The sequence below is a fragment of the Paenibacillus sp. FSL H7-0756 genome (assembly GCF_038006765.1).
Classification (GTDB): Bacteria; Bacillota; Bacilli; order Paenibacillales; family Paenibacillaceae; genus Paenibacillus_AQ.
In genome coordinates this window covers 1,186,109-1,205,808 of the sequence record NZ_JBBOVT010000002.1, presented here as the reverse complement: position 1 = coordinate 1,205,808, position 19,700 = coordinate 1,186,109, and the positions used below count along the sequence as shown (strand labels likewise).

The 19,700-nt window shown below is 50.8% G+C and carries 25 protein-coding genes; 16 read left to right on the top strand and 9 right to left on the bottom strand.

From position 1 onward, the window contains the following. Positions 1 to 26 precede the first annotated feature (26 nt). Positions 27 to 1,130 carry a hypothetical protein gene (locus NST04_RS21885; RefSeq protein WP_341186137.1) on the bottom strand — a complete coding sequence of 368 codons (1,104 nt, stop codon included), beginning with the start codon at positions 1,128 to 1,130 and terminating at the stop codon, positions 27 to 29. A gap of 507 nt (positions 1,131 to 1,637) precedes the next feature. Here NST04_RS21885 and NST04_RS21880 point away from each other — a divergent pair. Continuing rightward, the gene (locus tag NST04_RS21880; protein WP_341186136.1) at positions 1,638 to 2,552 is read left to right on the top strand and encodes a hypothetical protein; all 915 of its coding nucleotides are present in this window, start codon (positions 1,638 to 1,640) and stop codon (positions 2,550 to 2,552) included. 179 nt (positions 2,553 to 2,731) lie between these two features. Here NST04_RS21880 and NST04_RS21875 read toward each other — a convergent pair whose 3' ends face one another. Next, a complete protein-coding gene (locus NST04_RS21875; protein ID WP_341186135.1) occupies positions 2,732 to 3,178 on the bottom strand; it encodes an OsmC family protein in 447 nt (148 codons plus the stop codon). 270 nt (positions 3,179 to 3,448) lie between these two features. After that, positions 3,449 to 4,384 (bottom strand): sulfurtransferase, encoded by a 936-nt coding sequence (locus NST04_RS21870; RefSeq protein WP_341186134.1) that lies wholly within the window; start codon positions 4,382 to 4,384, stop codon positions 3,449 to 3,451. Positions 4,385 to 4,547: 163 nt separating this feature from the next. Between NST04_RS21870 and NST04_RS21865 the strand changes: the two genes are divergently transcribed. After that, positions 4,548 to 5,495 (top strand): phosphotransferase, encoded by a 948-nt coding sequence (locus NST04_RS21865; protein WP_341186133.1) that lies wholly within the window; start codon positions 4,548 to 4,550, stop codon positions 5,493 to 5,495. 13 nt (positions 5,496 to 5,508) lie between these two features. Here the strand turns inward: NST04_RS21865 and NST04_RS21860 are convergent, their stop codons facing one another. The 3 genes from NST04_RS21860 to NST04_RS21850 form a co-directional block, all read right to left on the bottom strand. Beyond that, positions 5,509 to 6,444 (bottom strand): aminoglycoside phosphotransferase family protein, encoded by a 936-nt coding sequence (locus NST04_RS21860; RefSeq protein ID WP_341186132.1) that lies wholly within the window; start codon positions 6,442 to 6,444, stop codon positions 5,509 to 5,511. A 75-nt stretch (positions 6,445 to 6,519) separates the two neighbouring features. Then, positions 6,520 to 6,906 carry a hypothetical protein gene (locus NST04_RS21855; RefSeq protein ID WP_341186131.1) on the bottom strand — a complete coding sequence of 129 codons (387 nt, stop codon included), beginning with the start codon at positions 6,904 to 6,906 and terminating at the stop codon, positions 6,520 to 6,522. Positions 6,907 to 7,133: 227 nt separating this feature from the next. Continuing rightward, on the bottom strand, positions 7,134 to 7,505 hold the full coding sequence (locus tag NST04_RS21850; protein WP_341186130.1) for a hypothetical protein: 372 nt from the start codon (positions 7,503 to 7,505) through the stop codon (positions 7,134 to 7,136). A 303-nt stretch (positions 7,506 to 7,808) separates the two neighbouring features. Between NST04_RS21850 and NST04_RS21845 the strand changes: the two genes are divergently transcribed. The 5 genes from NST04_RS21845 to NST04_RS21825 are packed head-to-tail and all read left to right on the top strand — an operon-like array spanning position 7,809 to position 11,340. Continuing rightward, positions 7,809 to 8,783 carry an ABC transporter ATP-binding protein gene (locus tag NST04_RS21845; protein ID WP_341186129.1) on the top strand — a complete coding sequence of 325 codons (975 nt, stop codon included), beginning with the start codon at positions 7,809 to 7,811 and terminating at the stop codon, positions 8,781 to 8,783. After that, complete coding sequence (locus tag NST04_RS21840; RefSeq protein WP_341186128.1) at positions 8,776 to 9,522, top strand: ABC transporter permease; 747 nt, start codon at positions 8,776 to 8,778, stop codon at positions 9,520 to 9,522. Before NST04_RS21845 ends, NST04_RS21840 begins: the two co-directional genes overlap by 8 nt. Then, positions 9,522 to 9,905: a GntR family transcriptional regulator gene (locus NST04_RS21835; protein ID WP_341186127.1), complete on the top strand. Its 384-nt coding sequence runs from the start codon at positions 9,522 to 9,524 to the stop codon at positions 9,903 to 9,905. The genes NST04_RS21840 and NST04_RS21835 overlap by 1 nt, the downstream gene beginning before the upstream one ends. Positions 9,906 to 9,910: 5 nt before the next feature. Further along, a complete protein-coding gene (locus NST04_RS21830; RefSeq protein ID WP_341186126.1) occupies positions 9,911 to 10,612 on the top strand; it encodes an ABC transporter ATP-binding protein in 702 nt (233 codons plus the stop codon). Then, positions 10,606 to 11,340 carry a hypothetical protein gene (locus NST04_RS21825; RefSeq protein WP_341186125.1) on the top strand — a complete coding sequence of 245 codons (735 nt, stop codon included), beginning with the start codon at positions 10,606 to 10,608 and terminating at the stop codon, positions 11,338 to 11,340. The genes NST04_RS21830 and NST04_RS21825 overlap by 7 nt, the downstream gene beginning before the upstream one ends. An 80-nt stretch (positions 11,341 to 11,420) precedes the next feature. Here the strand turns inward: NST04_RS21825 and NST04_RS21820 are convergent, their stop codons facing one another. Beyond that, positions 11,421 to 11,696, bottom strand: coding sequence for a PilZ domain-containing protein (locus tag NST04_RS21820; protein ID WP_235218399.1), 276 nt, complete (start codon positions 11,694 to 11,696; stop codon positions 11,421 to 11,423). Positions 11,697 to 11,944: 248 nt separating this feature from the next. Between NST04_RS21820 and NST04_RS21815 the strand changes: the two genes are divergently transcribed. The 8 genes from NST04_RS21815 (at position 11,945) to NST04_RS21780 (ending at position 17,340) form a co-directional block, all read left to right on the top strand. Further along, on the top strand, positions 11,945 to 12,550 hold the full coding sequence (locus tag NST04_RS21815; RefSeq protein ID WP_341186124.1) for a pentapeptide repeat-containing protein: 606 nt from the start codon (positions 11,945 to 11,947) through the stop codon (positions 12,548 to 12,550). 153 nt (positions 12,551 to 12,703) lie between these two features. Next, on the top strand, positions 12,704 to 14,335 hold the full coding sequence (locus NST04_RS21810) for a sensor domain-containing diguanylate cyclase (RefSeq protein WP_341186123.1): 1,632 nt from the start codon (positions 12,704 to 12,706) through the stop codon (positions 14,333 to 14,335). Between the two features lie 414 nt (positions 14,336 to 14,749). Continuing rightward, entirely contained in the window at positions 14,750 to 14,830 is an 81-nt protein-coding gene (locus tag NST04_RS21805; protein WP_245368211.1) for a YjcZ family sporulation protein, read from the top strand. 164 nt (positions 14,831 to 14,994) lie between these two features. Next, the gene (locus tag NST04_RS21800; RefSeq protein WP_341186122.1) at positions 14,995 to 15,798 is read left to right on the top strand and encodes a glycoside hydrolase family 73 protein; all 804 of its coding nucleotides are present in this window, start codon (positions 14,995 to 14,997) and stop codon (positions 15,796 to 15,798) included. Positions 15,799 to 15,803: 5 nt separating this feature from the next. Then, complete coding sequence (locus tag NST04_RS21795; RefSeq protein ID WP_341186121.1) at positions 15,804 to 16,085, top strand: holin; 282 nt, start codon at positions 15,804 to 15,806, stop codon at positions 16,083 to 16,085. A 114-nt stretch (positions 16,086 to 16,199) separates the two neighbouring features. Further along, positions 16,200 to 16,622: a hypothetical protein gene (locus NST04_RS21790; RefSeq protein ID WP_341186120.1), complete on the top strand. Its 423-nt coding sequence runs from the start codon at positions 16,200 to 16,202 to the stop codon at positions 16,620 to 16,622. A 154-nt stretch (positions 16,623 to 16,776) separates the two neighbouring features. Beyond that, a complete protein-coding gene (locus NST04_RS21785; protein WP_209873522.1) occupies positions 16,777 to 16,911 on the top strand; it encodes a YjcZ family sporulation protein in 135 nt (44 codons plus the stop codon). A 177-nt stretch (positions 16,912 to 17,088) separates the two neighbouring features. Further along, positions 17,089 to 17,340, top strand: coding sequence for a YjcQ family protein (locus NST04_RS21780; protein WP_341186119.1), 252 nt, complete (start codon positions 17,089 to 17,091; stop codon positions 17,338 to 17,340). A gap of 87 nt (positions 17,341 to 17,427) precedes the next feature. On the opposite strand, the gene NST04_RS21775 is transcribed toward NST04_RS21780, so the two are convergent. Together NST04_RS21775 and NST04_RS21770 are read right to left on the bottom strand one after the other, a co-directional pair. Further along, on the bottom strand, positions 17,428 to 18,321 hold the full coding sequence (locus NST04_RS21775) for an S-layer homology domain-containing protein (RefSeq protein ID WP_341186118.1): 894 nt from the start codon (positions 18,319 to 18,321) through the stop codon (positions 17,428 to 17,430). Between the two features lie 133 nt (positions 18,322 to 18,454). Further along, the gene (locus NST04_RS21770) at positions 18,455 to 19,030 is read right to left on the bottom strand and encodes a hypothetical protein (protein WP_341186117.1); all 576 of its coding nucleotides are present in this window, start codon (positions 19,028 to 19,030) and stop codon (positions 18,455 to 18,457) included. A 180-nt stretch (positions 19,031 to 19,210) separates the two neighbouring features. On the opposite strand from NST04_RS21770, the gene NST04_RS21765 reads away from it, so the two are divergent. Continuing rightward, complete coding sequence (locus tag NST04_RS21765) at positions 19,211 to 19,636, top strand: hypothetical protein (RefSeq protein ID WP_341186116.1); 426 nt, start codon at positions 19,211 to 19,213, stop codon at positions 19,634 to 19,636. Positions 19,637 to 19,700: the final 64 nt, after the last annotated feature.

Genomic DNA, 19,700 nt, shown 5'->3' with positions numbered 1-19,700 from the left:
TTCCTCCTCACAAGGCTGCTCAAGCCCTACACACAGCGCCACGCTTCAAGTCTTCCCTCACTGATATGCAGGAACAGATCGGCTTGCCTATGATACAAGTCTGGTTGAACCGGAAATTCATACATCTGCGGCTGCAGATCCGGCAGGTTCCAGCAGTAGAGGGGCAGGCCGGTTCCCCAGGCGAATAGTCTGCCGGAATATGATGCAGCCAACTGTGCCTGTGGGTGTATAAATACATCTTCCGTATTGGAACTCATGATAAAATTAGGCAGGTCTGTCAGGACAAGCTCTCTGCTCTTTTGGGCCGCATTGTAGACCAGAATGGCTGGACGAATTCCTTCTTCCTGCCAATCTTCTTCATCTACCATCTCTCTATCGATCTGCCCCCATACCGCCAGCCGTTCGTTATCCAGCCATACCATGGGCAGATCCCAATCAATCAGCGGGGTCCAGATTGCGTTCAACTGCTCGCTTCCCCCGGTTGCCGGCTTATTCTGAGCCCCATTCGAGAGATTCCATACCAGGGTGATGCCGGTCGGCGACCATGCCCATCCGGTTTCCGCGATGTAAGTATGACCTGGAGAGACATGAAGCTGCCCGTGAAAATAGTCCAAATCGTCTTCCTGCACATCAGAGCTTGCTTCGGTAAGGCTTATATCAGCAGCAACTGGCCCGGCTTCAGGCAGAACAACAGTAAGCTCCAGCCGGTTCCAATCCACACCGTGAATAAGAACCAAGTCCTGTCCGCGTTCAGCAAAAGCAAGCGGATAGGTGGATACGTTGAAATGATAGGTTCCCCGGCTTAGTTCCAGCAGCGTATGACCGGTCTTCAGAGAGACCACGGTGGCATGGCGCCCGAAGCGGTTGCACACGGCGGCCGCTTGTCCGCATGGGCTAATGACTAGCTGCACCGGATGCTCCGGATGAAAGTCTGGCAGATGAATATCCGCCACAGCGGTGGTGCGGCCGGATATAAGATCAATCTGCCATAGCTGCAGGTGCTCGTTCAGAGCGATTAGCTGAGGCTGTGAGTTCTCCCGGATTCTTGACGGCTGCGGCAGTTCGCAGATCACAAGCAGCTTGCCGGGATCGGGTTGAAGCGGAGGATAGGTACAGCGCTGAATCTCCATCGTCTAACTCCTTTACATACCAAAATACACTGCCATAGGCATTGCCTGCCCCCCAGGTTAGGCAATTTAAGATGCCCCGGGCAGCGGTCTCCAAGCCTTAGGTTTCTTGTGCCGTAGCTACCGGATTTTCCTCATAACTAATCCAGTCACTCCAGCTGTCGTGAAACGTAATAGTGCATTATACATAGTATAAAACATTTACTGTATGACACATAGTCTTGTTGTTCATTTTGGAGGAGAGAAAACAGTAAACAATGTTGTTAACGTCATTATAAGAAATGGCATTGGCACAGATGCCAGTTATATGAACTCTTCACCTATATTATCCCAGCACAAAGAGCCCGCGCAAATGCGGGCACTTTACTTTTACTATTCTTTAATCTATCGTAGTAACACGTTTCAATTCACGGCAAACCTTTTTGGGACGGACTCCAGTATTAATTTACAAGCATCCTCGCGTGATGGATAATTTCAGTAATATTCTAGATAGAAAAGGTGAATCTCGATATGAATCCATTTAAGAGAAAAGTCAATGTTCCTTACGTCAAATTCCGTAAAGCCAACATCCTCCGAAACGACTCTACCCAGCATGACTGGCAGCACTGGGGGGGCTACCGGGATCAGATCCGGCAAGTTCTGGAGCAAACTCTGGAGCATAACCGCTGCGGGCGCGGGCATATTTTATTACTCGGAGCAGGGAACGGAAACGATGTGCCCATCTCGTACATCGAGTCTATATTTGAACGGATCACGATCGTCGATATTGATGGAAAAGCGCTTGACCGCTTTCTGGCCAAGTCGGCGCACCCGGAAAAATACGAACTAGCAATCATTGATCTGACCGGAGTAGGAACGGAAGTGTCTTCGCTGGATGATTTGAAAGAAAAGGTTGACGATTTACGGCCAAGCGTGGATTTCTCGCCGCTGCACCCTCCTTTTGACGTGGTCATGAATTTATGCTTCACGACGCAGCTCATCTCAGCTTTTTTTTACCGGAAGAAAAATAAGGTTGCCCATACGCCAGAATTCAGCGCTCAGCTGGATCGACTGCTTGAACGGATTCATATCAATATCTTTGAATCTTTGCGGGGCCTTCTGGCATCGGACGGGGTGATTGTCCATTTAACCGATACTCTGCTGCTGCAGCACATGAAAACAACCGGCTATACCAGCCCGGCTACTTTTAAGACGCTGGAGCTGACGGGAGGTAATCTCCGTGAAAACTTGGACTTGATTTACGAGCATCTGCCGGAGCTGGCTAAACTAGGCTTGTGTCTTCCGGGGGCATTTGTCCACGTTCATCCGCAAATTATGCGGCTCTATAAAGTTGAATTAAGGTTTTCGCTGCTGTGGGAGTTCGTCCATGACGAATACGAAGACAGGGATTACATTGTGAGCGCACATGTGCTGACCAAGCTGTAGTGAAAGGTACCGGACCGGTCTTAGGTGGGACTGACGAATGGGGAGTGGGGGCTGCTAACCCGGAACGTTTGCAAGTTGTTGGCGGAAAGCCCAAAGAGGGCCGGGAAAGATCACTTCCTCCTAACCTTTTCCAGCCCCCAAGCCCGCGTCCGACGCGGCTTCCCGGTTCTTATCGGCGCTTAGCTTTCGATGATAATGCTGTCCAGCTTGAGATTAACCGGATATGCGAGGGTATCTCCAACTGGACATTTGCTTTCCAGGAATCGTACAAATTCTTCAACCTGTTCTTTGGGCGAATCTGTTTTGATTCGGAATGTATACCGAATGTCAGAATAGCCCGGACGTACCTCCGACCTGTTAAAAAAACCATCCAGGTCAAGATCGCCTTCTACATCCACGAAGAAATCCTTGAGGTTCACGCCGAATTTAGGCGCATACACTCTGGCCACGATAGACTGACATGCTCCCAGCGAGGCCAACAAAGCTTCGACCGGATTCATTCCGGTATCGGTTCCGCCCAAGCTTTTGGGCTCGTCGATAATAAACTCAAAGCTTCGGGATGTTACTTTCACTTGGACTCCGTCTTGCAAATGCGCAGATGCTTTAAAGGTTTGGAGAGCGGCCATTTTTTAAGTCTCCTTTTGAAGTTTAGTTTATAATGAATTAAATCATACTAATCCGCTGTGATTATTTTAGATTAGACACGGCTCATTGTCAATCTTCAAATTACTAACTTGTATATCTCGGGAACCGCGCGGGGACTTGTGATTTATTACTTTCTTAGGGATCTTGTTTGCAGGCTGTTGAGCGAAAATGCCAAAAAAGGGCCGGGAGCAGCCTGCCTCCCGGCAACCTGACACAGCCCCAAAACCGCGTCCGGCGCGGTCTATCAGCTTTTACTCGTCTCCCGCCGCCACTGGATTCTCCTCATAACTAATCCAGTCACTCCAGCTCCCCGCGTACAGCCGCACATTCTTATATCCGGCCTTCTCTAGGGCCAGGATGTTCGGGCAGGCGGTTACGCCGGAGCCGCAGTAGACGATGATCTCGCGGTCTTTATCCAGTCCGGCAAAATGCTCCGCAAGTTCATCGGCGCTCTTGAAGCTGCCGTCTGCATTCTGCGTATCTTTCCAGAAAAAGTTGAGCGCGCCAGGGATATGCCCCGCCTTCTTGTCCAAGGTCTCGTTAAGACCGCGATAGCGGTCATTCGCGCGGGAGTCGATCAGAACCGGTAGAGCGCCAGGTGAGGATGATACACCAGTGCCATCATTTGTCTGGACCTCAGTTGGTGCATCCGTGCCGTCAATAGCGCCAGCACTTGTGCCGGCACGTACCGTTTGCTCCGAAACCTCCCGCACCTCATCAACCCCCGCCAGCATCTGCGGCTGGACATTTGCTACGAACGAGCTGGGCACGCGAACCGGCTGATGATCCGTCACCGGATAATTGCCCTCTTTCCACTGGCTGAAGCCGCCCTCCAGAATGAAGACCTGCTCATGCCCGAGGTAGCGCAGCAGCCACCACAGACGGGCGGCATTCATGCCGTTCTCATCATCGTAGGCCACAATACGCGAGTGGTTGCCGATTCCGAGCTTGGATAGCCGGGATGCCAGCACTTGCGTGTCGGGAAGAGGGTGTCGTCCGCCATGCCCGCCTACAGGAGCAGACAGGTCGAGTTCCAAATCGAGATAGACCGCGCCTGGAATATGCTCTTTATTATAACGTTCTTTGCCCTCCTGAGGCTTGCCCAAGGTGAACCGGCAGTCTACGATGGTCTGTTCCGGTTCATAGAGTCTGGCGAGCAGCCAGCGTTTGGTTACGGTTGAATCCACATGCATCCCATCCTTTACAAGGTTCAAGTATGATATGGAGTTATTATAGCTGATTATTGCATCTCCGCATAACCGCTCCGCCAGTCTAAGCATTTGACACGGTCCTGATCTGATTCTACAATGGCTGGATACATAACCTATTCGTCGAAAGGGGCATAAGCCTATGGAGGCCATCGTGAGTCAGGTCTGGCCTGAATGGAAGGGGACCTTGCGCAAACGGAGCGGGGGCTGGAATAACACCACTTATTTCGTGGAGGGCGGGGAGCGCCGCGCGGTACTGCGGATCTACGACACACATAAGGACAGGAACAAAATAGAATTCGAGCATACGGTCCTCCTGAAGCTGGCCGGTGCAGGTCTGCCGTTCAGTACACCTCTTCCGATCCGTACTGCAAGTGGAGAGACCTTGGTTCAGCTCGAAGACAGCGGGAAATTCGCCTGCTTGTTTGCTTATATTGAAGGCGAATCCCCGTCCGGACAAGCTTCGGATTATTATGAGTCTTTTGGAGAAGCGGCAGGCAACTTGTCCGTTGCACTAGCTGAGATAGATACGGGCATCCCGGCCGTATACCGTCCATACTATGAGCTGCGGACCTCCTATCCGCTGTGCACCCGTGAAGCGCTGCATGGTCTGTTGACAGACCCGCCTGAGTCTCTGAAGGAGCTGATCCCGGAGTTGACCCTATTAGTGGAGGCCTACGACAATGTGGCTGACTCGCTGGAACAGCTTCAGAGCCTGCCGCATCAGCTGGTGCACGGAGATCTGAATGCTTCCAACCTGCTGGTGGATGGAGCGGATACTACCCGGGTGAAGGCGCTGCTGGATTTTGAATTTTGCACCAGGGATGTACGGGTTATGGATGCTGCTGTAATTCTGTCGGCCTTGCTCAGTTATGAGGAATCGGAGAGGATCATTCGTGATTTCTGGAGGGGTTATAATCGCATGGTCACGTTGACTCCCGAAGAACTGGCGGCTATTCCGGTGCTTATGCTCCTGCGTAAGATAGATGTGTTCCTGCATTTTGTCACCCGTTACTGGGAAGGGACCGATGAGGTAAATGTCCTGCAGCAGCAGGTGAGGGAGCTGGCGGCAGAGGTAGCTGCGATGTAGGCGGGAAGCTTCCTTACAGGAAAAGCTGCTGATTATGTATTCTATTCATAAGCTCTCTGCCTGATCGGACGACCTCAGGTTGATGATGGTGAGTACCCCAGCAGATATCGCCGAGGGCCATTTTGATGCAGCATATTTGTATTTCAGCAGTTTGGTTCTTAAGCACTTCAGGTCCATATCCTGCAAAATAGGCATCTCTGGCAGACGGATGATCTATGAAATATCTGGCGAACAGAATGGAGAAGTTGTCCACGGCCAGCCCCCATAACATATTCTCGAAGTCGATCATTCCCGTCAAAATCCCCTGGTCATTCACCAGCCAGTTGCCTGGCGTAGAGTCCCAGCTTATAGGCACAGGTGCGCTATGCCGTAGGATATGAACATTCTGAAGTGCCCAGTCGGTTAAACTTAATTCATCGGCTTGCACCAGCCCCTCATTAACACACTGAGAAGTTAAATCCTGAATGGTATCGGCAACATACTGCACCGGGTCAGCGTTGTGACTTAGCTCTATCGGGTTTCCGTATTGATCGGGGCGGCCAAACCATTGGCCTGCCTGTGAAAGGTGCAGAATCTTTGTTAATTCACCAGCCTTATAAAAAGCAGCATCAGCAGCACTCGGGCTTAGTGCTGTCTCTCTCATAATGGACCCGTCGATTGCAGTAATTAGTATGGCCTGCCACCCCTCACCCTCGTAAGCAGCGACTAACTCAGGCACATATGGCTTCAAGTAACCAACCCAATGACGGTATGCATAGACTTCCGGGTGCCATCTCTGTTTGCGGCTGTATGTTTTTAAGTAATAATAGTTAGAGTCCTGATCGGAGTACAGCTTCCAAACCCCGGTTCTCGCACTATTCTGCCTGTAATTCTCCAAGACCTGAAAGGGGCCAATGTCGGACTGAACCCGCCCGTACAACGCTGATGGATGGATATCCAATGGATTCATGTTCTGCTGGTCCTCCTTGTGTCATGCTAGGTTTCACAGGATATACTACCGTCCAGGTGATGTGGTCTGAAGATCCTATTGAATTTGATTAGCTAAGTCTATAAAGGCGGAAACCTCTAATTTATCAGTGTGGATTGGATCTAGATTTCCGTTGATATAATATACAAATCGCGCCAAAAAGCCGTTCTCCTCTTCCCACCAGATGGATTGAGTAGTTTCGTCTTCGTCATAGTATGCTTCTTTTCCATTATCAAGTTCTAAGCGTTGCTTGCCTTGAATAGAAATTTTCTCCGGTGCACTCATATCCTTACTTAGGATGTATCTTATTTCTTGCAGGGTCTGCTTGTTTTTATAATGAAAAACATACTGTTGAAGCACATTAGGGTTATCCACTGCGATTTCAGTACGAACGTCATCGATCTCAAACGGAAAAAGATGTGGTTCTTTGAAGCTGTAATTCATGTTTATGTTTCGTTCTCCGGTTGGGTTGTTACATCCGCTTATCAGAAAAATAGATACCAGAACGGAAAAGCAAATACTCCGCATGATCTCACCCCCCTATAACTTTAACGAAAAAGAAATCAATTAGTTGTGTGAAAAGTACGTTAATCAAGACAATTAAATGACAAACAGGGCACACTCCGGCTGGGCGATTACCAGAGGGTGCCCTGTTCAGCGTGCGTGTTCTGTTAGATTAAGCGGTAGCCTGCAGGGAGCTCCCCGCTGCTGCGGATACGGCGGATCTGGTCCAGCGTCAGTCTCTGGTTGGTAGAGATGATCGATTCTACGTCATTGCCGGAGATGAAATCATCCAGATCGCGGATGCTGTGGTTGCCGCGGAGCACGCGGAAGCTGCCTCTGAACCGGGTTCTGCTGAACAGGACGAGTGTAGCATTGCTGCTGGTGGAGAAGAAGCGGAGGCTTTCGATGCCATCCAGAATATTGTCCGTATTGCGGATGCCAAGATTGCCTCTGTAGATTCTGCTTCTTCCCCGGAAGTTTTCTTCACTGTACACTGTGAGTCTTGGATAAGTCTGAGAGATATGAACCTCTTTATTCATGTGTATTCCTCCTTGAAGCGGTTTTGGCAAAAGCAGCATGATACTGCCACCTGCAATACTATTCTATGTATGCTGATAGAGACTGGTATGGTTAGAACCCCTGCACGGATAGCCTGTTTACATACAGCTTCAGGAAATTTTTCACAAACCTGCTTTACAAACCGAAATACCTAGTGTACTATTTAACTAACACACCAATACAACGTAGAAAAATACACATGTTTCAGCTCAGTAACACACGTTCCAGCTCAGCAACAACCCGTGGAATACTCCACCTATACCGATCCGCACAAGGAGGCTGTCATGAATTCAACTGCTAATAAGGCTCAGGGGCCGTCTGGCCCGGCACAAGAACCAACCGTACTGGAAATGCAGGGCGTCAGTAAAATGATTAAAGGTAAGGCGATTGTAGATAATCTGAGCTTCAAGATTCAGAAGGGAGAGATTGTCGGTCTGCTGGGACCAAACGGTGCCGGCAAAACAACCACCATCCGGATGATGACCGGACTGATCCGCATGAGCGGAGGGGATGTTCTGATTCATGGACACAGCATCCGGAAGGAATTCAAGCAGGCGATCTCACAGATCGGGGCGATCATTGAGAATCCTGAGTTCTATCCGCATATGACCGGGTACGACAACCTGCTGCAATATTTACGCATGAGTGATGGAGCCGGGGTCTCGCGGATCAAGGAGGTTGTGGAGCTGGTGGGGCTGCAGGAGGCGATGAATAAGAAGGTTCGGGCTTACTCACTCGGGATGCGCCAGCGTCTGGGGATCGCTCAGGCCTTGCTGCACTCACCGAAGCTGCTCATACTGGATGAACCGACCAACGGGCTGGACCCCGCCGGTATCCGTGAGATGCGCGATTATATGCGCAGAATAGCAGAGGTAGAGGGCATTGCCATTCTAATCTCCAGTCATATGCTGGCTGAGATTGAACAGATCTGCCACCGGGCGGTGGTTATTCAGAACGGCAAGCTTGTAACGGTGACACAGCTTACGGAAGCACCGGAGGCGCGGAGTGAGGTAGCGCTTGCGATCCGGGTAGATAAGCTTGAAGCTGCACGGACTGTGGCCGCAGCCTTGCAGGGCGTCAAGGTCACAGGAACGGATGAGGCCCGTTCCGAGCTGCATGTGCAGCTGCCGGATGAAGCCGTACCGGAGCTGGTGGCGGCACTTAGCGAAGCCAAGGTAGGGATTTACCGGATTACTGAGAACAGACAAAGTCTGGAAGAAGATTTCCTGAAATGGACAGGGGGCAACCGCATTGCGTAAATTTAATCTGCTTGTGCTGAATGAATGGCTCAAAATATCGAAGAAACGCAGCAATATCATTCCTTATATCATTCTGCTGGTGCTGTCGCTGGCAGTGGGCTATATCACACGTACATTTGCTACGGATATCTATGCTTCAGCGGCGGACTTTACGGCAGATTCTCTTCAGCCCAGAGGCATCGGTCAGATTCTGGCCATTCTGGTCATCGTCGGAACGGCGGGGATTGTATCCAGAGAATACAGCCAAGGCACGATCAAATTTCTGCTGATCCGTGCCCGCAGCCGCACCGCAATCCTGGCCTCCAAATATCTAACTGTACTGCTGTATACACTTAGCATGCAAGTAGTTGCAGCGGTTGCGCTGTTCCTCACAGGAGCGGTCTTCTTCGGACTCAGCGGAGGGGAAGCGGGAATAGGCGCGATCCTTGCTTCGCTGCTGTATTCAACTGTGTACTGTACCGTCTACGCCACGATTGGCTTCATGCTGGGGATTCTGACAAAGTCGACGGGTGTAACCATTGGGGCGACCATCTTCGCCACCACCATCGACAAGCTGGTCATTTCCCGTGAATTCTACAAATATGTGCTGTTCCCTAATCTTAATCTCGCAGCCTACCAGGATGGCGGTGCGCCGATGCAGGGAATGACACTGACCTTCTCCATTATCCTGCTGTGCATCTACATGACGCTGTTCCTGCTTGCAGGCTTTGCCGTCTTCAGACGCAGGGATGTTGCTTGATGGGAATCGAATTCGATAATAACCAGCCGATTTATCTCCAGATCATGAATTACATCAAAGGAGAGATTATCACCGGCAAGCTGAAGCCTGGAGATAAGATTCCCTCTGTCCGTGAATTGGCCGCTGAACTGCAGATTAACCCGAATACCGTGCAACGAACATTTCAGGAACTGGAGCGTGAGACCATCGTGGAGACCCGCCGCGGCATGGGCAGATATGTGACCGGAAGCGAAGAGACGATTCTGACCGTTAAGAAGGAGATGGCACAGGATGTGCTGGACCGTTTTATCCGCGGAATGCAGGAGCTCGGCTTCCAGGGCGAAGATATTCTAACTGCAGTAGCAGAGAGCATTCATCAGCGGGACCAGGGACAGGGGGAGTAAGAAGAGTGGATGATATACTTGATATTCAGAATGTAAGCAAACAATTCGGTGCCAGACAGGCGTTGAATCAGGTCTCCTTCAAGCTGGGCAGCGGCACCATCACCGGTCTTCTGGGAAGCAACGGCAGCGGCAAAAGCACGCTCATGAAGCTGATCTCAGGACTCGCCTGGCCCGGCTCGGGCCGGATCTCGGTCCTTGGCGTACCCGTGGGCGTAGAGAGTAAGAAGCTCGTCTCCTTCATGCCGGATGTGCCGGTCACAGAGTCATGGATGAATATTGGAGATTCTCTGAGATTCCAGCAGGATTTCTACCCGGATTTCGATCAGGCCAAGGCACTGCGGATGCTGGATTTCATGAAGCTGCGCACAGCGGATAAGGTGCGGACGTTATCCAAAGGGATGAATGAACGCCTGCAGCTGACCTTAGCCCTCTCCCGGCGGGCCCGATTATATCTGCTGGATGAGCCGATAGGAGGCGTTGATCCGGTGGCGCGGACCAAGATTCTGAATGCGCTGATGGAGTTCTATGAGGAGGACAGCAGTATTCTGCTCTCCACCCATCTGGTGACGGATATCGAGCGGATCTTTGATGAGGTGATTTTCCTGAAGGATGGGGAGATTGTGCTGCATCGTCCGGTGGAGGAGCTTAGACAAGAGCACGGGAAGAGCGTAGATGAGCTGTTCAGAGAGGTGTTTGCCGAATGCTGAAGCTATTGAAATATGATCTTAAACGCCGCAAAGAACGCATTCTCGTCTTCATCGTCATTGCGTTGCTCGCTCAGGCCGGGCTGTGGATCTCCAGTGCAAAGATAGACGCGGACTTGGCGTCTCTGAATCTGGCTGTGTACTGTATACTGGCCATCGCAATGATATTTATAACGGTTACCGGATATTTCCGTAATCTTAAATCCTATCAACGGCGGCTTCTGCCGGTTACTGCGCTGCAGACGGTCCTGTCGCCCATGCTGCTGGCGCTGCTGCTGACCGGGGTAGTGATCCTCCTCGGTCTGGCCCATCTGGGGATCTACAAGCTGCTGTACACGATGGATTTCCTGCCTGGAAATCTGCAGACGGTTGGCTTCAGGGCATTGCTTCAGGCGGTCTGGTCCACCTTATTTCTAATGGTGATGGTTATGTTCTCCTTTACAGTAGCCTTGAGTCTGCGAATGAAGGGGAGAATCTGGATTGGCATCGTCCTTCTGGTCCTGCTGGAGAACGGATTCGGTTTTCTGGAGAAGTTTTTCTTCCACACCTATTTCATCAGTTTGGAGAATGCCTTTAGCTTCGAGATCTACCCTGGAAGACTCCAGTCCGGCAGTGATTACACTATAAAATATCTTCCAATCAATCAAGGGGCGCTGCTGTTTGAAGTGGCGGCTGTCTGCCTGATGATCTGTGGAATGGTTACACTGGTGAGGAGAAGAATCGAAGTATAAAGGGATGTTCTTATTTCACGCAAGCAAGGCTCCCCATCAGCCTTGCTTGCGTTTGTGTGCATCCATAAGGAGAGGAATGGCTATAAGCCTTGCGCGCTTCTTCCGCTGGTCCAGAGCTCCAGCTCCCGCAGCAGCTGTTCTTCCTCGTCTTCCTGCAGGTCCAGCCTTACCCCGTACTGGTATTGTCCCAAACCAAACATCCAGCCCCAGCGGACACTGCCTTCGTACTGTAGCTTCTCTTCCGCCAGCTGAAAATGAATAATCAGCTTCGTATCCCCTGCGGTGAAGCGGAGGTTCAGCGAGGTGCGGACCTTGCAGCCGGAGCGGCTAAGGTCAAGCAGGATACCTTCAGTCAATTTTCCCGCTCCCGGTCCCGAATTACTGGCTGGAATCTCAAGCCAGCAATCGATGGGCTGGTTCATTACATATCGGAATGGTTCTTTTCTGCTGGAGTCATCCATCATTTACCTCCGCGATTTTATTTGCTATTATATCGAAACGGCTACACTTGGACAATCTCCTAAAGTAGTATATTTAAAGAATAATATAGTATATGTTATACCATATCTTTGGCCCAATACCCAGATCAAGAGGTGCTTAAACCATGTATCAATTTCATAATGAAACGTTTAATGAGCATAATTTCGATTACGCGGCGCTGCAGGATGGAGAAATAAACGGCTGTACCTTTGAGCGCTGCTCCTTCAAGGGAGCTTCGATGGAAGAGATGACCTCCAGCGGCTGCCGGTTTGTCGATTGCGATTTCACCGGTGCCCTGCTGAATGCTTCGCTGCACACGGATGGCGCATTCACCAACTGCAAGTTCACCGGAGCGAATCTGTTCGTGGCGAAGTTCGAGAACTGCAAGATGGTCGGATCGGATTTCGCCAACGCCCATATGGACGGAATCACATTGAGCGGAGGGGACTGGGCCTATACGAATCTGCGCCATCTGAACCTCAGCAGGCAGGATCTGCGTGGCATCCGGTTCACCGAGGCCGATATGCAGGGCTGCGATTTGCAAAAGGCGGATCTGCGCGGAGCGGATTTAAGCCGGGTTCAGCTTGCAAAGTGCAAGCTTGCAGGGGCGGATCTGCGTGACGCCAAGCTGGAAGGGATTGACCTGAAGAGTCTGGATCTCAAAGGGGTGCGTCTGGATGTGGAGCAGGCAGTGCTGCTGGCCCGCTCTATGGGAGCGAAGGTAGGGTAACGGCTCAAGAAAAAACGGCTGTGTGCCGGAAGCTGTATTATATTTCTGCCGGACTCTTCCGATAAAGAAATATCGACCCGTTTCGACATGTTGCCGCAAGATATCTTCAGTGGTCGGAAGCATGAACAAGGTCATCGGAAGAGGAGAGTTTACATGTCATTAAGTCTTCGCACTTTATTTTCAACAGCATTTGCGGTTATTATCATTCTGCTCACGGCTATCCTCAGCTATGTGATCGGCAACCGCTCCACCACTTCTGTGGAAGTCGGTATCGGCAGCTCCCTGGCCGCAGAGGCCAACCAAATGTCCGAGAAGCTGGATCAGTTCATGTGGTCACGTTCCGGTGAAATAGAAGTTTTGAGTAAGCTTAATGCTTTTCAGGAGCCTGTGGAACCGGCAGAAGCTGGCGGATTGCTGAATCAGCTGAAGAAGAGTCTTCCAGTATTCACCTGGGTAGGTTTTCTGGATAAGACAGGGAATGTAGTTGCTTCCACGGATCGGATTCTACAAGGAACGAATATCAGCCAGAGGCCGGTTTTTCAGCAGGCGCTTAAGGGAACCTTCGTCGGGGATGTCCACGATGCAGTGCTGCTCTCTAAGCTGCTGCCTGCCCCGACGGGAGAAGCGCTGCAGTTTGTTGATGTGAGCGTGCCGGTCATGGACAAGCAAGGACAGACAAGCGGTGTGCTGGCGGCACATCTTAGCTGGGAGTGGTCACGCGAGGTCGAGGCCTCCATTGTGAATCCGCTCAAGGAACGGCTTAAGGGTGTGGAGGTGTTCGTGGTCAGCAAGAAGGATGATACCATTCTGCTGGGACCTGAAGCGCTCACCGGTAAAAGAATGACGGATGCGGTTCTGCAGCAGGCCCGCAGCGGCAAGAACTCCTACGTGATTGAACAGGAGCGGGGCCGTGACTCCTATCTAACGGGATACGCTTATGGCGATGGTTACTTGAACTATCCGGGCCTTGGCTGGACGGTCATGATCCGTCAGCCGGCAGACATCGCTTTTGCCTCGGTCCATCAGCTTGAACGCTTCATATTGATCAGCGGTCTGCTGACCGCAGCAGTCTTCGCACTAATCGGCTGGCTGCTGGCCTCGTGGATCAGCCGCCCGCTGAGGGATATCACCCGTACAGCCGACCTGCTCAGCTCCGGCGCCGATGTGGAGATCCCGGCTTCTACCCGGTTCAAGGATGTGGCGATTCTGTCAGCCTCCCTGCGGGGCCTGGTGAACAACCTGACCAAGACAGAGACCAAGCTAAGCTATATGTCGGATATGGCGCTCCATGATAAGCTTACCGGCTTGCCCAACCGCGCAGCGCTGGATGAGTTTCTGGCCCATGCGGTCAGTAAGGCCAAGCAGAAGCGGACGACGCTAAGCTTTTTGTACATGGATCTGGACGGCTTCAAAAAAGTGAACGACAGCTTCGGCCATGCGGTTGGAGATGCCTTGCTGCAGGAGGTTGCCTTCCGGCTGATGGACTGTACGCGGGACAATGAGATCGTTGCCCGGCTGGGCGGGGATGAATTCTTAATTATTCTGAATACCTCGGCGGGCAAACCGATGAAGGAAGCGGAGGTGGTGGCTTCGCGGATTATCAGCAAGATCAACCAGCCGATTCTGATCAAAGGCGAGGAGTTGCGTGTGGGCTGCAGCGTAGGTGCTGCTGTATGGACTCCGGACGGCGGAGATACCGCCCTGACCCTGCGGCTCGCAGACGAAGCGCTGTATATCTCCAAGCGGAGCGGGAAGAACCGGATTACCTTCGAGGCGGCATCTTAGGATCAGGAGTCAGAAGCAGACAGTAACAACAAACAACCTTTTATCAGCAGGACAGGGGTGCTCCTCTTGTGCCGGATAAAAGGTTGTTTGACGTTATCTCACTACATTCAGCGCAATCGCTTACGTGGATTAGACCATCTCTTTATCCACAGAAATCCTTCATCGTCCCGGAAAAACTTAATGCCTATCCAGCTCAGCGGTGTCCAAATTTCCTTGAAATAATATGAAGGCATAGTAAATTAGTCCCTCCGATATAGTTAATTATTACTAGTTTAAGCCAGGGTGGAAGATTTAACAATACTTTTTATTACATATAAATCCCATATTGTGCGTTCGCCCAGTTTTTTTGGGACTACAGGCATATGATGTAGAGGAATCAAAGCTGGGCATGTGCGTAAGAAAGGAGGGCTTCAGATGAGTGGAGGTCTGAGAACGTCAACGGCGACCATACTGGTGTTGTTTATTTTGCTGATTATTATCCTTAGCGTATTTTAGCGGAGGGGCATATAGGGAGTATTGAAACAGCGCCGGGGCATCCGCTCCGGCGCTGTTTCAATACGTATAAGCTGCAGCCTGCTTCCATATACATCATAACAGGGATAAGCACAGGCAGTTTGGCAGGGCGGCGCATTTAATATAGTAGGAAAGGGAGTGATGCAATGGCAAGCTCCGAATTTATCACCCGGATTGCTTCCTTCGCGGTAGCCGATATGCAGCGCAGCCGTATCGCAGCTTCGCTGACGATTGCCCAGGCGGCGCTGGAATCCGGCTGGGGAACGAGCGGCTTGACGCAGAAGGCTAATAACCTGTTTGGTATCAAGGGCAGCGGGCCGGCAGGCAGCCTGGCGTTTCCGACAACGGAATACAGGAACGGCCAAGCTGTACAGGTGACTGCCCAGTTCCGTTCCTATCATAACTGGGGAGAATCTATAGCGGATCATTCTGCATTGATTACCGGGGGAGTCTCCTGGAACCCCAAGCTGTACAGCAAGGCCATTGGAGTGGACGGCAAAACAGCCGCCCGCGAGATTGCTGCTGCAGGCTATGCAACGGACCCGGATTATGCGGCCAAGCTGACTCAGATTATGGATTCATATAACCTGTATCAATATGACGAGCAGAAGGAGGATGAAGAGATGTCGGCTGAAGATAAACAAAAACTTGCGGCGCTGGAAACCGAGCTGCGGGAGCTGAAGGAGCTGCTGGCAGGATTGTCTGTCAGCAGAGATACACTGAAGGCCGGCGTTCAAGAGCAAGGCCAGTCTATTAAAGGTGTGGCGGAGCGGCTGGCTGTCATTGAGGGCCGTGCTGTGATGAACGTACCGGCTTGGGCTGAGCCTGCGGTACAGGCAGCGTCAGCTGCCGGTCTGCTGGATACGCCTTCAGGAGGCAGCTATGATTTTTACCGGATGCTGACCGTTTTGCACCGCGCCGGTCTTCTGGTTACCAGCAAGGGGGTGTAGCCGTTATGTACAATGATGCACTTAACAATGTACTAGCCTTTGCATCCGTATTGGCGGTATTCGTCATGGCGCTGGTGCAGCTCGTCAAGAACAGTGTGAATCTTCCACGCAATGTGGTTCCTGCGGTGGGGCTGGTCATCGGCCTGCTGGTAGGAGCGGCTGCGTACCCTTTTACAGACATGAATCTCATTCTTCGTCTATGGGCCGGAGGCTTGGCCGGATTATCGGCAACGGGATTGTTTGAACTGGCCTTCAATAAGCGGAGCGGGACGACCAAAGAGGAGTAGGATAATACCGGCTACTTGAGAGGAAATAAAATAGGGTGCAAGGAATGGTAATTCCATCCAATCGGTTTGGTAGGAACGCTAATATACTAGTTAAGAAGAAAGGAGGTGCTTGATATGGGAACTTATGTTGATGGAAGAACCTCACAGAATGCTAGTACAGCCAACTCTATTGCAATACCGATTACAGTTATTAATACGCCACAGCTCTTCGGTCAAATTGGTCTGATCACTGCTGGGGTAGGCGCGAATCCGCGTGTAATTCTGAAGGGAACAGTTTCCGTTTCGCTGCCTCTTGCACTGGTTGGCATCACTGTAACCATCGTTAGAGGAACACTGGCTACGGACCCTCTTGTGTATTCCGCCACTTCCACTTTCAGCCTTAGTGTTCTGGCTCCGCAGGTTATCACCTTCTCTGCAGACGATTTCCTCCCGACGATTACTCCGCAGTTAACCTATACTGCGTTTATCAGCTCGAATCTTTTGGGTACGGTCCGTGTGGGTCCGGAGAGCTTTGACGGCATTCTGGTGTCTGATTAATCTCTTGGCTGTGGGACATCCTGCTCTGCTCTAACATTCGGGCGGGCAGGATGCCCTTGTACATACGCCCCAAATTATGTCCGTTTCGCCCAATCTGATCAGGCCATTTGCTCATATGCTGTTCTGTAGTCAACATTATGAAGGAGGTAATCTCATGGGTGCAGATTGCGGATACGGTGGCAATGTAGGCGGAGTGAATACTTGTGGAGTAAGTCCTTGGACATCGACAGGCGCGATTCTGGTTCTTTATATCCTGCTCGTTATTATTCTGAGTGCCTGCTTCTACTAGGAGATCCCATCAGTCAGCGCAGTCCCGGTAATCCGGGACTGTGCTTTTTTATAGATGCTGGATGGACAAGACATGCTGCCTGACGGTGAATTTAAATTCGCCTTGCCCTGACAGGATGTGCGATAATAGAAGTCATTGTCTTCAGGGCAATCAGTGCTGGCATGAAAGAGGTGTACGATGGAAGAGAAGGAAAAGATATATGCCATCCTTAAGCGGATCGAAGCAGATCAGCCGGTTAATCGGGAGGTAATGGAACTCGAAGCCGAGGCCTTCGCCGATATTATGGAGGAACTCATCGACAGCCGGATGGTGGAGAATGTTAAGATCTCCAGATCAGGCAGCGGGATGGTGACGGTTAGCACCACTGGAATGAAATTGACCCGGCGTGGCCATGATTTTATTTTATTGAAGGAGTCCGGCCGAATTTGACCGGAAAATAGAGGTCATTACCCGGCACTGAAAGAGGCCGGGTTATTTTTTTACTATCCACCCCGCTTGATGAATCAACGCTTAAGATTACTTATTGCTGTATTTCTGCAGAATCCCTTTCTTCTCAAACAACAGATAGACGCGGTCCAGAATGGTTGCCAGTTCTGCCCGGGTAACAGGGGCGAGCGGTCTGTAGTATCCACGGGAATCGGCTGTAATAATCTTGTGAGAATCCATCGCTGCAATGGCGTACACCGGCAGGAAGGTGAAATCTCCAACTAGCGAGATAGATCCATTCGGGTATGTATAAAAAATCGCAGGGGAGAGCTCATCCCCAGGTATGTATGTATTCCATCTGTTGCCGGCCTTCGCTCTTTCTGTATCCATGTATTGATCCATCGCAGTCTCAGTATTAAATTTTTTCAAGGGAATATCCTTGAATTTACTTAACCGCTGGTATAACTCTTTGTCAGGATCATCGGGATTCGCACCCTTATCGAAATCTTCAGCGAATAATTGGTAGAGCATAGACGTTAGCTTGAGTCGTGTCAGCCGGGCATCAGGCTGGAAGATATATTTGCCTGTTGAAGGGTTTTGGGAAATCCCGCCGCCGCTGACCGCAGAGGAATTGTATAGCTCGGATATTTCCTTGTAGGCCCAATGATTCTTGGGGACATCCTGGTAGCCGGTCACTTTCGGTTCATGGAACTGGGGCGCTACATTGGGGCGGTACTTATCGAACAGCCGGTGCAGCATGACGGTGAACTCGGCTTTGGTAACCGTTGCCTCAGGTTTGAAGGTACCGTCGGAATACCCTTTTAGCACATCGTTATCCGTCATGAAAAGAATGGATTCCATCGCCCAGGCATATTTCTGCTCGTTGACATCGGAGTACAGGCTTTGCGCACTTGCGGAAGAAGTTGAGGCAGAGCCGAGCAGCAGCATGCTGATGACGGGGACAAGGATCGTTTTTTTGAACATGGGACCTCCTGAACAATTGAATTCTTATGATGAATGCGGGAGCTTCTGCTCCCTTACCCTAATGAAAGGTATCACCATCATTCCTGAATTGTCAATCAATACGGGAGGTCCCATGCCGGTAACATAAGAATTTTTACTTGGTTGTAATCTCCGACAACGCCTTGTCCATCTGCGTTTCATTCGATTGCACGGCTTCGCTCTCCACAGCATCAATTCCGCGGAAGACATTCTTAGTGTTCTGATAAAAGTCAAAGGCAAACTTCTTAATAGCCTCACCATCAGAGTGATTGCGCTCAACAACGGTAGCCTTGAACAGGTTCGTCAGCATGTATCCGGCATCCTCGCTATGCGCGAGGTAATTCCCGGCGGTGTACTCCTCCACGATCTGGGATTCAAAATCTTTAAGCTCCACAGCCGACGGAGTATACGATTTTGCCAAAACTTCTGCGGCGTCTGCTTTTTGCGTGGCCTCCGTATCCGTAGCCGCGATTTGCTGGATCGCAGATTCCCAGTTCACTGCCCCCTTCCCGGTGGACGGTTCAGAGACAGGCGCAGGGGTTGATTGGGCTGCTGTCGGCTTCGCTGCCACGGTAGGAGTTGGGGCGGCCTGATTAGCCGGAGTGTTGCAGCCTGCGGTCAGTCCGATGGCACCGCCGAATACGATCGCTAGGGCAAGGGACGACATCTTTTTATACAAGGGCTTCTTCATAGCGGTTCCTCCTGAATCTATCTGATATCCATATACTATATATGTAACCTTGTCCGGACGGATTGAATTTATTCGCTAACGTGGCTGATAGATATGAATATTTTGTGAGTCTATAGAACTAAGTCATTTGGCCTGATATAATTGGTAAAAAATAGAATTGTAAAGAGGTGCTACTGTAAAATGAAGCGGAAACTGGCAACGCTCTTTTTGGTGATGATATTAGCGCTATCCTTAAGTGTGCAGCCAATATCGGCAGCAGGCAAGACTCAGAAGGTTAAGGTCACGTTTATTAGTGCAGACCTGGTTGAGAATAATCATGTAGGCAATGAGTGGTGGTGGGGCGGATTCGTCAATGGAGAGGAGCTTGAGGAAGGCGATTCAGTCACGCTGGATGTCAGTTCTACAGGAAGCATCAAGCTTCGGGCTGAAGCGCAGGAACAAGATAAAATTCCCGATGAAGGTTCGGCTAACGCCTCAATTAAGGTTTCCGCCCTGAAGGATACCCAAAACAAATCGCTGACAGTGAAGGTAGTCGAAAACCGCGGGCGGTATTCTGGAAATTCTGCTTCCTGGAAGTTTGTGTTCAAGATCGATAAGGTCAAATGACAAGCAGAAATGAAGTAGAATAATACATTTGGTTCTGGTACAATCTAAATATTAAGTTTGAAGG

Bases quoted from the DNA above. Each gene is read 5' to 3' on its own strand.
- NST04_RS21855 (WP_341186131.1), bottom strand. From the start codon at position 6,906: ATGAATTACAGCTTCAAAGAACCACATCTTTTTCCGTTTGAGATCGAT.
- NST04_RS21835 (WP_341186127.1), top strand. From the start codon at position 9,522: ATGGGAATCGAATTCGATAATAACCAGCCGATTTATCTCCAGATCATG.
- NST04_RS21885 (WP_341186137.1), bottom strand. From the start codon at position 1,130: ATGGAGATTCAGCGCTGTACCTATCCTCCGCTTCAACCCGATCCCGGC.
- NST04_RS21875 (WP_341186135.1), bottom strand. From the start codon at position 3,178: ATGGCCGCTCTCCAAACCTTTAAAGCATCTGCGCATTTGCAAGACGGA.
- NST04_RS21810 (WP_341186123.1), top strand. From the start codon at position 12,704: ATGTCATTAAGTCTTCGCACTTTATTTTCAACAGCATTTGCGGTTATT.
- NST04_RS21795 (WP_341186121.1), top strand. From the start codon at position 15,804: ATGTACAATGATGCACTTAACAATGTACTAGCCTTTGCATCCGTATTG.
- NST04_RS21800 (WP_341186122.1), top strand. From the start codon at position 14,995: ATGGCAAGCTCCGAATTTATCACCCGGATTGCTTCCTTCGCGGTAGCC.
- NST04_RS21790 (WP_341186120.1), top strand. From the start codon at position 16,200: ATGGGAACTTATGTTGATGGAAGAACCTCACAGAATGCTAGTACAGCC.
- NST04_RS21775 (WP_341186118.1), bottom strand. From the start codon at position 18,321: ATGTTCAAAAAAACGATCCTTGTCCCCGTCATCAGCATGCTGCTGCTC.
- NST04_RS21765 (WP_341186116.1), top strand. From the start codon at position 19,211: ATGAAGCGGAAACTGGCAACGCTCTTTTTGGTGATGATATTAGCGCTA.
- NST04_RS21785 (WP_209873522.1), top strand. From the start codon at position 16,777: ATGGGTGCAGATTGCGGATACGGTGGCAATGTAGGCGGAGTGAATACT.
- NST04_RS21805 (WP_245368211.1), top strand. From the start codon at position 14,750: ATGAGTGGAGGTCTGAGAACGTCAACGGCGACCATACTGGTGTTGTTT.
- NST04_RS21845 (WP_341186129.1), top strand. From the start codon at position 7,809: ATGAATTCAACTGCTAATAAGGCTCAGGGGCCGTCTGGCCCGGCACAA.
- NST04_RS21860 (WP_341186132.1), bottom strand. From the start codon at position 6,444: ATGAATCCATTGGATATCCATCCATCAGCGTTGTACGGGCGGGTTCAG.
- NST04_RS21825 (WP_341186125.1), top strand. From the start codon at position 10,606: ATGCTGAAGCTATTGAAATATGATCTTAAACGCCGCAAAGAACGCATT.
- NST04_RS21780 (WP_341186119.1), top strand. From the start codon at position 17,089: ATGGAAGAGAAGGAAAAGATATATGCCATCCTTAAGCGGATCGAAGCA.
- NST04_RS21880 (WP_341186136.1), top strand. From the start codon at position 1,638: ATGAATCCATTTAAGAGAAAAGTCAATGTTCCTTACGTCAAATTCCGT.
- NST04_RS21770 (WP_341186117.1), bottom strand. From the start codon at position 19,030: ATGAAGAAGCCCTTGTATAAAAAGATGTCGTCCCTTGCCCTAGCGATC.
- NST04_RS21850 (WP_341186130.1), bottom strand. From the start codon at position 7,505: ATGAATAAAGAGGTTCATATCTCTCAGACTTATCCAAGACTCACAGTG.
- NST04_RS21815 (WP_341186124.1), top strand. From the start codon at position 11,945: ATGTATCAATTTCATAATGAAACGTTTAATGAGCATAATTTCGATTAC.
- NST04_RS21865 (WP_341186133.1), top strand. From the start codon at position 4,548: ATGGAGGCCATCGTGAGTCAGGTCTGGCCTGAATGGAAGGGGACCTTG.